The sequence below is a fragment of the Acinetobacter sp. QJM3NY_42 genome (assembly GCF_056173745.1).
In genome coordinates, this window is sequence record NZ_CM149689.1 from 2,919,100 (window position 1) to 2,932,026 (window position 12,927).

At 44.3% G+C, this 12,927-nt stretch carries 12 protein-coding genes; 8 read left to right on the plus strand and 4 right to left on the minus strand.

Annotated elements, in window-relative coordinates:
* The first annotated feature begins 209 nt into the window (after positions 1-209).
* From ribBA to glmS, 7 genes are read left to right on the plus strand one after another with little or no spacing between them, the layout of a single operon-like run.
* On the plus strand, positions 210-1,331 hold the full coding sequence (gene ribBA / locus AC0VYT_RS13865; RefSeq protein WP_005017730.1) for a bifunctional 3,4-dihydroxy-2-butanone-4-phosphate synthase/GTP cyclohydrolase II: 1,122 nt from the start codon (positions 210-212) through the stop codon (positions 1,329-1,331).
* 11 nt (positions 1,332-1,342) lie between these two features.
* Positions 1,343-1,813, plus strand: coding sequence for a 6,7-dimethyl-8-ribityllumazine synthase (gene ribH / locus AC0VYT_RS13870; RefSeq protein ID WP_005017729.1), 471 nt, complete (start codon positions 1,343-1,345; stop codon positions 1,811-1,813).
* 3 nt (positions 1,814-1,816) lie between these two features.
* Positions 1,817-2,266: a transcription antitermination factor NusB gene (nusB, locus tag AC0VYT_RS13875; protein WP_005017726.1), complete on the plus strand. Its 450-nt coding sequence runs from the start codon at positions 1,817-1,819 to the stop codon at positions 2,264-2,266.
* Between the two features lie 12 nt (positions 2,267-2,278).
* Positions 2,279-3,196, plus strand: a complete 918-nt coding sequence (thiL, locus tag AC0VYT_RS13880) for a thiamine-phosphate kinase (protein WP_005017724.1) — start codon at positions 2,279-2,281, stop codon at positions 3,194-3,196.
* A 22-nt stretch (positions 3,197-3,218) separates the two neighbouring features.
* Complete coding sequence (locus AC0VYT_RS13885) at positions 3,219-3,695, plus strand: phosphatidylglycerophosphatase A family protein (RefSeq protein ID WP_005404828.1); 477 nt, start codon at positions 3,219-3,221, stop codon at positions 3,693-3,695.
* 21 nt (positions 3,696-3,716) lie between these two features.
* On the plus strand, positions 3,717-5,081 hold the full coding sequence (glmU, locus tag AC0VYT_RS13890; RefSeq protein WP_005017718.1) for a bifunctional UDP-N-acetylglucosamine diphosphorylase/glucosamine-1-phosphate N-acetyltransferase GlmU: 1,365 nt from the start codon (positions 3,717-3,719) through the stop codon (positions 5,079-5,081).
* An 11-nt stretch (positions 5,082-5,092) separates the two neighbouring features.
* The gene (glmS, locus tag AC0VYT_RS13895) at positions 5,093-6,931 is read left to right on the plus strand and encodes a glutamine--fructose-6-phosphate transaminase (isomerizing) (RefSeq protein WP_005017717.1); all 1,839 of its coding nucleotides are present in this window, start codon (positions 5,093-5,095) and stop codon (positions 6,929-6,931) included.
* Between the two features lie 75 nt (positions 6,932-7,006).
* Here glmS and AC0VYT_RS13900 read toward each other — a convergent pair whose 3' ends face one another.
* Positions 7,007-7,915, minus strand: coding sequence for a DMT family transporter (locus tag AC0VYT_RS13900; protein ID WP_005017716.1), 909 nt, complete (start codon positions 7,913-7,915; stop codon positions 7,007-7,009).
* A 112-nt stretch (positions 7,916-8,027) separates the two neighbouring features.
* Here AC0VYT_RS13900 and AC0VYT_RS13905 point away from each other — a divergent pair, with 112 nt between their 5' ends.
* Entirely contained in the window at positions 8,028-9,440 is a 1,413-nt protein-coding gene (locus AC0VYT_RS13905; RefSeq protein WP_005017715.1) for an aminotransferase-like domain-containing protein, read from the plus strand.
* 356 nt (positions 9,441-9,796) lie between these two features.
* Here AC0VYT_RS13905 and AC0VYT_RS13910 read toward each other — a convergent pair whose 3' ends face one another.
* The 3 genes from AC0VYT_RS13910 to mhpT all read right to left on the minus strand — a co-directional run bounded on the left by AC0VYT_RS13910 (position 9,797) and on the right by mhpT (position 12,870).
* Positions 9,797-10,759, minus strand: coding sequence for a bile acid:sodium symporter family protein (locus tag AC0VYT_RS13910; RefSeq protein ID WP_005017714.1), 963 nt, complete (start codon positions 10,757-10,759; stop codon positions 9,797-9,799).
* A 118-nt stretch (positions 10,760-10,877) separates the two neighbouring features.
* Positions 10,878-11,522 (minus strand): bifunctional nicotinamidase/pyrazinamidase, encoded by a 645-nt coding sequence (gene pncA / locus AC0VYT_RS13915; RefSeq protein WP_005017712.1) that lies wholly within the window; start codon positions 11,520-11,522, stop codon positions 10,878-10,880.
* Between the two features lie 145 nt (positions 11,523-11,667).
* The gene (mhpT, locus tag AC0VYT_RS13920) at positions 11,668-12,870 is read right to left on the minus strand and encodes a 3-(3-hydroxy-phenyl)propionate transporter MhpT (protein WP_005017710.1); all 1,203 of its coding nucleotides are present in this window, start codon (positions 12,868-12,870) and stop codon (positions 11,668-11,670) included.
* Between the last annotated feature and the right edge of the window lie 57 nt (positions 12,871-12,927).

Sequence of the window (12,927 nt, forward strand, 5' to 3'; positions counted from 1 at the left end):
TGGCCCAAAATCTTCCAGGTGAGCAAAGATTAAGCATATTCAGCTCTGTTTTAAAATCTTCACTCTTTTCAAAGGGCTATTAGGGTGTGTATAACAGAGAACCGGAACATCCATACTATAAGCATAGGCAAATATAGTTAAAACACGTTAGACTATGGCTTATCAATGCAATTTATTGTCAGCAAGACAAAAAAAGAGGGTCTAGATAGATGCCGCTCAATACTGTAGAAGAGCTCGTTGCAGATATCCGTGCAGGAAAAATGGTCATCCTGATGGATGATGAAGATCGTGAAAATGAAGGCGATTTAGTGATGGCCGCCACGCACGTACGCCCTGAAGATATTAATTTTATGATTACGCATGCGCGTGGTTTGGTTTGTCTGACTTTAAGCCGCGAACGCTGCAAGCAGTTAGATCTGCCACTGATGGTGGATTCTAACGGTGCCCAGCACGGAACAAACTTTACGCTGTCCATTGAAGCGGCAGAGGGTATCACAACCGGTATTTCAGCAGCTGAACGAGCTCATACGATTCGTACTGCCGTAGCTGCCCATGCCAAACCAAGTGATATTGTCCAGCCAGGACATATTTTTCCATTAATGGCTCAACCGGGAGGTGTTTTGCACCGCGCCGGACACACAGAAGCAGGCTGCGATCTGTCAAGACTGGCAGGACTGGAACCGGCTTCAGTCATTTGTGAAATTATTAAAGAAGACGGTACAATGGCACGCCGTCCGGATCTGGAAATTTTTGCTGAAAAACATGGACTGAAAATCGGTACAATTGCAGACCTGATTCATTACCGTATGACCAATGAACAGACTATCGAACGTATTGACCAGCAAAGTATCGACACTGAATATGGAACTTTTGACCTGTATCGTTATCGTGAAATCGGTAACCCGGATATTCATCTGGCGCTAGTAAAAGGTGAGCCTAAAGAAGGGGTCACTACGGTTCGTGTGCATGGTTTTAATCCAGCTCGTGATCTGCTGAAACTGAACAAGCAGGAAGGCGAGCCAGCCTGGAATCTGGACCGTGCCTTAAAAACCATTGCTGATAGCGAACGTGGTGTACTGGTCTGGATCGGACAGCGTCACTTGCAGGACTTGGGCCCTGCGCTTGAAAGCCTGAACAAGCCTAAACCGATCAAATCGAACGCAGCGTTATCGCAGCAGTATCAGACTATTGGGGTAGGGGCACAAATTTTACGGGATCTGGGGGTAGAGAAAATGCAGCTACTTAGCTCGCCATTACGCTTTAATGCCCTGTCCGGCTTTAATCTGGAAGTGGTGGAATATATCACCGCAGATCAAACTTTAGTTAAATAATCGAGGTTGCTATGGCGATTCGCCGTATTGAAGGTTTATTACATCTCGCGAGCGAAGGCCGTTACGCGATTCTGGTCGGCCGTTTTAACAGTTTTGTTGTAGAACATCTGTTAGAAGGTGCGATTGATACACTGAAACGTCATGGTGTATCTGAAGAGAATATTACTGTTGTTCACGCACCGGGTGCTTGGGAACTGCCAGTAGTTGCAAAAAAACTAGCTGCAACAGACAAATTTGATGCCATTATTGCGCTAGGCGCAGTGATTCGCGGCAGTACACCACATTTTGACTTTGTAGCCGGTGAATGTGCCAAGGGCTTGGGCGTAGTTGGGCTAGATACTGGCTTGCCAGTGATCAACGGTGTATTAACTACGGATAGTATTGAACAGGCAATTGAACGCTCTGGTACAAAAGCAGGTAATAAAGGTAGCGAAGCTGCCCTGACTGCTATTGAAATGGTTAACTTGTTAAAGGCAATCTAAAAGATGTCGCAAACTCTTCAAGCAACTTATGCAGCAAAACGCAAAGCACGCCGTTTTGCTGTACAAGGTATATATGAATGGCAAATGAGCCATAATCCAGTGCATGAAATTGAAGCTCGTACCCGTGCTGAAAATGCCATGCATAAGGTCGACCTTGGCTATTATCATGAGCTGCTTACGCAAGTTGTTGCCCAGCATGAAGCACTTGATACCTTATTGGTTCCGGTACTTGACCGTGAGCTTGGTGCACTTGATGGTGTAGAACTGGCTACGTTACGTCTGGGCGCTTACGAGCTACGGGATCATCTTGAAATTCCTTACCGGGTCGTACTGGATGAAGCGATCGAACTAGCCAAGCATTTTGGTGGTGCAGATAGTCATAAATACATTAATGGTGTACTTGACCGTCTGGCACAAAGTCTGCGTGCGGCAGAAAAACAGCAAGCTGAATAAAAGCTGTTGACGATGGCCGAGTTTTCCTTAATTCAGACCTACTTTAACCGTGATCATCATAGTCAGGTTGATTTAGGTATTGGAGATGACTCGGCTCTGGTCTCCCCTCCTCCTGGCCAGCAACTGGTCATTTGTGCTGATACACTCGTGGCCGGCCGTCATTTCCCGCTCTCGACCTCTGCCCATGCCATTGGCTGGAAAAGTGTCGCGGTAAATCTTTCTGATATTGCTGCCATGGGTGCCAAACCACACAGTATTTTACTGGCATTAACTTTGCCACAGGTAGATCACGAGTGGTTACAGGCTTTTAGCCAAGGCCTATTTGACTGCTGCCAGCAGTTTGGTGTCAGCCTGATTGGTGGTGATACCACTCAGGGTCCACATCTAACTATCAGTATTACTGCATTGGGCTGGGTTGAAGCCGGACAAGCCATTACACGTAGCGGAGCCCAGGCAGGTGATTATATCTGTGTAAGTGGGCAGGTTGGAGATGCAGCTTATGGTCTGCAACATCCCGGACATCCTCTGCAAAAACGGCTAGATTATCCAACACCACGCTGTGAACTTGGCCAGCAGCTTAAAGGCATGGCCTCAGCCATGATCGATATTTCAGACGGACTGGCACAGGATTTAGGTCATATTTTACAGGCATCGCATGTAGGCGCACAGATCGAACTCGAGTGTCTGCCACTTGATCCTGTACTACAGCAGCTCTCTTTAAATGAAAAGTTCCAGTATGCCTTAGCTGGTGGCGATGACTATGAGCTTTGCTTTACGCTGAGTCCGACAGCTTATGAAAAACTTTTACAACAACAAAGTCATGTAAAAATTAGCAAAATCGGGCATATTACTGAGCGGCTCGGCTTAACTTTTGAAAAAGATGGCATAGACCATCCGTTTCAGTTTCACGGATATCAACATTTTGCATAAACCTTCCATCAAATTTAAACAGATGACCTGGACACAGCGCTGTATTGTATTTTGTGGCGTAGGTTTCGGTTCAGGTCTAGCACCTAAGGCTCCGGGTACGTTTGGTTCTGCTTTTGCCTTGCTGTTTATACCCGCTTGGCTGGCACTAGGTTTTTTTAACAGTGTCTTGATCATTGTACTGATGTCACTGCTAGGTATTTATCTGTGCGGGCGTACTGCTGAACTCATGGGTGTACATGACGATGGCCGCATTGTCTGGGATGAATTTGCTGGACAGTCTATTTCATTTTTACCACTGGTGTATCTAGGTCAGATGAATTGGCTGTGGGTTCTTATCGGTTTTGCCCTGTTCCGTTTGTTCGATGTCTGGAAGCCTTGGCCAATCCGGGTAGTTGACCGCCGGGTACATGGTGGCTTTGGTATTATGCTTGATGATATTATCGCGGGTATCTGGGCTGCACTCTGTATATTAATTTATTTATATTTTTCCAGGATTTAACCCTATTTTTTAGGATTACTCATGTCTACAAGCGTTATTATTCTTGCGGCAGGTAAAGGAACCCGAATGCGTTCCCATTTACCTAAAGTCTTACAACCTCTGGCAGGGCGTCCATTGCTTGGTCATGTGATTGAGACCGCAAAAAAACTACAAGCTGAAAATATTATTACGATTTATGGCCATGGTGGCCAACTGGTTCAAGATGCATTTGTTGAAGAAAAAATTCAATGGGTAGAACAGGCAGAACAGCTCGGAACCGGACATGCGGTTCAAATGACGCTACCAGTATTACCTAAAGAAGGTATTTCCCTGATTCTATATGGTGATGTGCCGTTAGTGCGCCAGCAGACATTAGAACAGCTGCTGGAGGCATCCAGAGAAACCGGTATTGGCATGATTACTTTAACTGTAGACAAACCAGCAGGTTATGGCCGAATTGTACGTGAAAGTGGCAAAATTCAGGCAATTGTCGAGCACAAAGATGCGTCGGATGAGCAGCGTCTGATTAATGAAATCAATACCGGTATTTATTGTGTTAGTAATGCCAAGCTGCATCAGTGGCTGCCGCAGCTTTCCAATGACAATGTACAGGGTGAATATTACCTGACTGACATTGTAGCGATGGCCGTGGCAGACGGTCTGGAGATTGCATCAATTCAACCAGAACTGGCATTTGAAGTTGAAGGAATAAATGACCGCCTGCAACTTTCTGCACTGGAACGCGATTTTCAGCAGCAGCAGGCGAAAGATCTTATGCAGCAAGGGGTGCATTTGATCGATCCTTCACGCTTTGATTTACGTGGAACATTAAAAGCCGGCCAAGATGTGCGAATTGATATTAATGTCATTATTGAGGGCGACTGTGAACTCGGTGATTTTGTCGAGATTGGCGCAGGCTGTGTTCTCAAAAATACTAAAATTGCGGCTGGAACCAAAGTCCAGCCATATAGCGTATTTGAAAACGCGGTAGTGGGTGAAAATACCCAGATTGGGCCATTTGCCCGCCTTCGTCCGGGCGCAAAACTTGGCAATGATGTACATATTGGTAATTTTGTTGAAGTGAAAAATACCTCTATCGGTACAGGCTCGAAAGCCAATCATTTTACTTATTTAGGGGACGCTGAAGTCGGCGAAAATTCCAATATTGGTGCAGGCACAATTACCTGTAATTATGATGGTGCCAACAAGCATAAAACCATTATTGGTAATGAGGCCTTTGTCGGTTCAAATAGCTCACTGGTTGCCCCGGTCAGAATAGGTAATGGCGCAACAGTTGGTGCAGGCTCAGTCATTACCCGTGATGTTGAAGATTATTCTCTGGCTTTTGAACGTGCCAAACAGCTCTCCAAAGAAAACTATCAGCGTCCACAAAAAATTAAAAAATAGAGGAATAAACTATGTGCGGTATTGTTGGTGGCGTTGCTGAACGTAATATTATTAATATTTTAATTGAAGGCCTAAAACGCCTTGAATACCGGGGTTATGACTCAGCCGGTGTTGCCCTGCTGCATAATGGCCAGATTGTACGCGAACGCCGTGTCGGTAAAGTAGCCATGCTGGAAGAAGCAGTTCGTGATAGCCAGATTAGCGGTTCGGTCGGTATTGCTCACACGCGCTGGGCCACTCATGGTAAACCGACTGAAGATAATGCTCACCCGCATATCTCTGGTAATGTTGCAGTTGTTCATAATGGTATTATTGAGAATTACCAGGAACTCAAAGATGACTTAGAAGCTCTCGGCTATGTTTTCACCTCACAGACCGATACCGAAGTAGTGGCACATCTGGTTAATGATGCCCTTAAATCAACCTCAAATCTGCTGGAAGCAGTTAATCAGGTGGTTCCACAGTTAAAAGGTGCCTATGCACTGGGAATTATCCATACTGATCATCCGGATGAGTTAATTACAGTACGTGAAGGCTCACCTCTTGTGATTGGAGTAGGTATTGGCGAGAACTTTATTAGCTCTGACCAGCTGGCATTGCTTCCGATCACTAACCGTTTTATCTATCTGGAAGAAGGTGATATTGCACGCCTCACCCGTAACAGTATTGAAGTTTATGCTCATGGCCAGCGTATTGACCGTCCGGTAAAAGAGCTGGATGCTACAGTAAGCAATGCATCTAAAGGTGAATATAAGCACTATATGCTCAAAGAAATTTATGAGCAGCCGGAAGCGATTCAGCAGACAATATCTCAGGCTCTAAATAGTGACCACCTGCGTGAAGATTTTCTGGAAAGTGCTGAAAATGATTTCAAGAATATCCAGCAGGTACAGATTATTGCCTGTGGCACCAGCTATCATGCCGGTATGATTGCCAAATACTGGTTTGAACAGATTATCGGGCTGTCCTGCCAAGTCGAAATCGCCAGCGAATTCCGTTATCGTTCGCCGGTAATTATAGCAAATACCCTATATATCTGTATTTCTCAGTCTGGTGAAACTGCCGACACACTTGCTGCCCTGCGTGATACCAAAAAACGGGCTGCCGAGAAAAATATCCCTATTACCACCATGACGATTTGTAATGTTGCAACTTCATCAATGGTACGTGAAACAGATCATTATCTGCTGACTTTGGCAGGGCCAGAAATTGGTGTCGCCTCAACCAAGGCCTTCACTACCCAGCTGGCGGCATTAATGCTGTTAATATTAAAAGTCGGTCAGGTCAAGCAAAGTATTAGTGCTCAGCAGATTGCTGAGATTACGGCAGAGTTATGGCACTGTCCAAAAGTAATACTGGATACCTTGCAACATGACAGTGAGATTTTACGTCTCTCTGAGCTGTTTGTAGAAAAACAGCATTGTCTGTTTTTAGGCCGGGGAATTCATTATCCGATCGCGCTAGAAGGCGCGCTTAAATTGAAAGAAATTTCCTATATCCATGCTGAAGGCTACGCAGCAGGAGAATTAAAACACGGCCCACTGGCATTGGTAGATAACGATATGCCAGTAGTTATTCTCGCGCCACAAGATGACATGCTCGATAAATTAAAATCGAATATGGAAGAAGTACAGGCACGTGGTGGAGAATTATTTGTTTTTGCAGATGAGAACAGCGGTATACAGGAAAAAGAGCGTCAGCATGTGGTCAGCATTCCTACTGTAACTGCCTGCTTGGCACCTATTGTATATAGTGTTCCAGTGCAGCTATTGTCTTACCATGTTGCAGTGTTACGTGGTACTGATGTGGACCAGCCGCGTAATTTAGCCAAGTCCGTTACTGTTGAATAATTTAATACCTGATAATAAAAAAGAGAGTTTATTGCTCTCTTTTTTATTATTTAAAAGAAATGATCATCTTCATAATTAAGATTGTTTTACATTGTTTATAGAATTAGTAGACGAGGGATATACCGAAAATTTTTTAGCTCCTGCTACGCAAATGACAACCATGAGTGAAATCCCCCACATTATCGGGCTTACGGTTTCATTCAACAACCAAGCAGACAAGCCTAAACCTAAAAACGGTTGTAGCAGTTGTAATTGTCCTACTGCCAGTACCCCGCCTTGTGCCAAGCCTTGATACCAGAAAATAAAACCGAAAAACATACTAAAGAAAGCGACATATAACAGCGCCAGCAGCTCAGAAATAGTAATCTGGCTAAAACTTTGTGGTAGATAGACATAACTCAGTATGAGCATAAGCGGTAAAGAAATTACCAAAGCCCAAGAAATTACTTGCCACCCGCCAAGCTGTCTCGACAGTTTTCCTCCTTCAGCATAACCCAGTCCACAAACCGTTATGGCAGCTAGCATCCAAAGGTTTCCAGACATGGTATTTTCACCCTGTACTTTAAGCAGCATAAAACCCATGACACCACTGCTCCCCAGAAGTGCAAATAGCCAAAATAAAGGCTGAGGACATTGTTCACTACGTATTACACCAAAAATAGCTGTAGATAGGGGTAGCAGAGCAATAAAGACAATTGAATATGATGCAGTAATATATTGCAACGCAAGTGCAGTACATAAAGGGAAACCTATAACAACGCCTAAAGATACAATTACCAGAGAGCTCACATGAGTACGTTTAGGCCATTTCTCTTTCAATATTTTTAAGACCAATAAGGCCAGCAATCCGGCAATTGCTGCACGGGCAACAGTTAAAAACTCTGGGGTAAAACCTGCTACAGCGACTCGGGTTGCAGGCAGGGAGCCTGAAAAAATAATTACGCCAATCAGCCCATTTAACCAGCCTCTAGATGACTTATACATACTCTATCTTCCTATAACGGTTGATGTGTTATAAGACATCTTATAGTTGTACTAACAGATACAGCCCCATACAATTTAAACATACTGTATTGCTCTAGAAATTGGCACTGTTATGGAAAATAATGTAAAGAAAACAAAAATAGAAATAGTCATGCAAAGTGTGCGTGAAAAAGTGGCAAACCGCCATCTGGTCTCAGGGGCACGCTTACCTTCAGTACGGGCAATGGCCCAGGAATTTAATTTTTCGGTCTCTACCGTTGTAGAGGCTTATGAACGGCTGGTCACGGAAGAACTTATAGAAGCACGTGCCGGAGCGGGCTATTTTGTTTGCTCGTCGGTCAGGGCTTATCCTTTAAATACGGTTGAACCTTGTTTGACCCGGGAAATAGATCCGCTCTGGATCTCACGGCAATCTCTTGAAGCAAAGCCAAATTCTCTTAAACCAGGATGTGGCTGGATGCCGGCAAACTGGATGCCAGAAGCTGCTTTACGAAAAGCATTGAGAAAAACCTCACGAACTGAACCTGATGGTCTGGTCAGCTATTCTACACCTGCCGGTTATGCACCCTTACGCCATCTGATTGCCAGACGTATGGAGATGACAGGGGTATACAGTCTACCTGAGCAGATAATTTTATCCGATAGCGGTACACAGTCAATCGACCTGATCTGTCGGCTCTTTTTAAATCCAGGTGATGTTGTCCTGATTGATGATCCTTGCTATTTTAACTTTCACGCGTTACTCAAGGTGCATAAAGTCGAAACTATAGCAGTTCCTTTTACAGCTCAGGGTCCAGATATAGCAGCGTTTCAAGCTGCACTGGCTAAACGGCCGCGACTTTATATTACCAATGCCGGTATACATAACCCGACCGGGGCCAGCCTCTCGATTTCTACTGCATACCAGATACTCAAACTGGCCGAGGCAGCTCAACTGATTATCATAGAAGATGATATCTTTGCTGATCTTGAATTAATTCCGGCACCCCGTTATGCAGCATTAAATGGTTTTCATCAGGTAATACAGATTGGCAGCTTTTCTAAAACCCTGTCAGCATCTATTCGCTGCGGTTATATTGCTGCCAAACCGGAATGGGTTGAACGCCTGATCGATCTTAAGATCGCTACCTGTTTTAACAGCAATCATTTAAATACTGAAATTATTTATCATGCCTTAACAGATTCAGCCTACCGCAAGCATCTTGACTGGCTGCGCCTGCATCTGGCAGAGGCTATGAGTAAAACCGCAGGAAACTTAAAAAAACTGGATATTCACCCTTGGTTGTTACCTAAAGCAGGTATGTTTCTCTGGTGCCAGTTACCTGCGGGCTATCAGGCGGATAAAATTTCTAAAGATTCGCTCAAACACGGCGTAATTCTCGCACCAGGCGGAGCATTCAGCTCATCACCAACCGCTAACCAGTTTCTAAGATTTAATGTGGCACAGTCCAATCATAAGAAAATCTACCAGATCCTGGAGAAAGTCTTAAACAAACAATCCAGAGCTGGCAGCACCGACATTTAACTGCAGGATTATTCCTGATTAGTATAGACGTCTTGTATATCCATCCTATAAGCCGATTAGGAAAGTTAGCCTCTAGGTGATCAGTTATAGTTGTACCGCTGACAGCTTTAATAATCATGAATTTTCAAGATTATACGTAATGTCTATTTTCCAATATTATCGCTCGCTATATGGTATGGCCGGGTGAAGACTATAAGTTGTACCTGTTTCATCTGGTGGTTTAAGGCTAGCCAAATTTTATATTATACCGGCTGAAGCGCATTAATATTGCGAACTCTTATTGAACACTACCACTCTAGCACTTTAAATAATCATCTCTGAGAAAAGCTGGGTTCACAGTTTAGATACAACCAGATTTATTCCTCATGCCGCTGTGGCGCTACTTCCTGCCGAGTTCGGCTGGCCCAGTAAGTTGCCAATGCCGGGCCGGAAATATTATGCCAGAGGCTAAAGATGGCACTTGGTACTGCTGTAACTGGTGAAGCAGCAAAATGTACGGCGGCAAGTGCAACACCCAGTCCTGAATTCTGCATACCAACCTCGATTGCCACCGCTTTACTGTCTGCATAAGGTAACTTAAACAGGCGACTGGCCCAGAATCCCAACAAATATCCCAAGGTATTATGCAGCATGACTACTCCTAGAATCATTAACCCGGATTCCAGTATAGAAGCCTTGCTGCCGCCAATGATCGCAGCCACAATGGCCACAATAGCAACCACTGAAACCAGAGGCATGACCTGAATATACTGTTCTACCTTTTGCTTAAGTAAGCTACGGACAATGAGCCCTAGCAGTATTGGAAATAGCACCACCTGCAAAATAGAAACCAGCATTGAAGCAGCATTAATTTCAATCCACTGGCTGGCCAATACATAAAAAATTGCTGGTGTAAAAATAGGTGCCAATAAGGTAGATACCGAGGTACAGGCTACTGATAACGCCGTATTGCCCTTGGCCATATAAGTAATTACATTAGAAGCTGTACCTCCCGGGCAACATCCGACCAGAATGACGCCAATGGCAATTTCAGGCGGTAACTGGAATAATTTACATAAAATAAAAGCCAGGCCCGGCATGACTACGAACTGGGCAGCTACTCCAATGATTACTGCTTTTGGGCTTTGTAATACGCTTTTAAAATCATTTGGTGTCATGGTCATGCCCATGCCAAACATAATAATACCCAGCATCCAGGTAATATAGGCCTTGAGCCAGACAAAAGCCTCAGGCACTAATAAGGCAACCCCTGCAAACAGGACAACCCATAATGCAAAAGTTTTCTGAATAAACTGGGTCAAGCGTAACAAGGCAGCCATAAAATTCATCCATGTATTGACAGAGAAAATCAAACTTTAAAGTTTTACTATAAAAATATTCTTTTTCTGTTGAGGTAAGCGGGTTTGAATACCCATTCTGCCATATTCTTTGAGCACATCACTCATCTTGAACTGTGACTTTAAATAAATCATCTGATTGGATACGCTGTACGCCCCTATCCAGCATCTGCTGCCAAGCTTGTTCAAGTGAACCCTCAAGATCAATTGCCTTGGTGGCATCTTCAATTACAAAAGTATTAAAACCGAATTGACGTGCATCCATTGCTGTCCAGGCCACACAGAAGTCTGTAGCAATCCCTGCAATATATACTGTATCAATTCGGCGTTCTTTTAAATAACCTGCCAGACCGGTTACAGTTTCCTGGTCTGCTTCCAGAAAAGCTGAGTAGCTGTCAATGTCAGGATGAAATCCTTTTCGGATTACTAGCTGTGCAGCTGGAACATTAAGCAAGGGATGTAATTCAGCATCGTCAGTGCCTTGAACACAATGTGCCGGCCACAGTACTTGTGTCCCGTAAGCTAGCTCAATACTGTCATAAGGCTTTTTATTTATATGGTTTTTTGCAAATGAAACATGATTTTCCGGATGCCAGTCCTGAGTCAGAATAATATTTTTAAACTTTTGAGCCAGCCGGTTAATTAGCGGAATAATCTGGTCCGCCCCATTGACTGCCAGATTGCCACCGGGACAAAAACCATTTTGCACATCGACAATAATCAAAGCACTGTTTTGCGGAAGCATGCGGTAGCTCCTCTAAGCTGTATCTAAAAATCAAAATAGTGTAGCGTGGTTTCAGTACAGTTTAACCAGACAAATTAAATTTCTGTGGTTTTCTCGTCACACCAATAAAAAAGCCCGACAGATGCAGGCTTTTAAGTGATCAGATTCAGGTCTGTGCAGGCAAGCGACGTACTAACAACAACATGAGTATTGCTGAAATAATAATACAGGGAATAGCTGCAGAAATGACTCCAACAGCACCAAAACCGGCAGATAGCAACTGACCTGCAATTGCTGGCCCAAGCATAGCTCCAACCCGTCCTACAGCAGATGCCATACCTACTCCACTAGCCCGGATATTAGTCGGATAAACAATACTGCCAAACGCATACAGTACCCCTTGGCAACCAATGACAAAAGCACCAGTTAAAGCAGCTGCCCAGTACATCTGCTGCAAGGAACCCGCTGCACTTAAACTAAACAGCCCGGCAGCAATACCGCCATACATGAGGAGTATGACATAGGCTTTTTTCCAGCGATCTGTCAAAATACCCAGAATAATTGTACCAACGGTAGCTGCGACCATGAAGAAGAACTGTGCAGTGCTGCCTTCTTTACGCGAGAAACCGAGTTCCATAAACAGGGACGGTAACCAGCTTAACATGATATACACCACCATCAGGGTCAAAAAATAACTGCCCCATACCAGCAAAGTCCGTAATAAATTTTCTTGGTTGAACAGTGGTTTAAATGAATTTGGTATTTCGATTCGGGGTTGTAATTGTCGGGATTGCAAAAATTCATGTGATTCTGGCAAAAATTTAACCATGATCGGAATAACAATAATCGGTAGCAATCCACCCAAGTAGAAAATATTTTTCCAGTCAGCTCCAAACTCCAGACTGGCGATATAGGATAGTGCGGCAGCGCCGACCGGCATACCGCAATACATTAAACCTACAGCACGGCCACGCTGGGCAGGACTCACGGCTTCTGAAGCCAGAGTAATCAGATTCGGCATAGCCGCGCCGAGCCCTGCACCTGCCAGCAACCGTACCAATAGCAGGCTATAGAAACTGTTGACCCATACCGTACATAAAGTAAATACCGCAAAGGTTGCAACTGACCAGATCAGAACTTTTTTACGGCCAATCTGGTCCGCATAACGTCCCCCAATTAATGCGCCCGGTAACAGCCCCAGAATACCTGCACTAAAAAATATGCCTAACTGTGAGCTATCTAGCCTAAAATGTTCACGGATACCGGCAGCTGCAATTCCCGCAGCCTGAATATCTAGCCCTTCAATGACAGCAATTAAAAAACAGATAACCACCGTAATAATGGAATGCTTTTTATTTGATCCACCCATCTAGCGTATCCTTAAAGTAGAGGTGATGACTTAGCCTCACATCATCCAGAAGGCCAA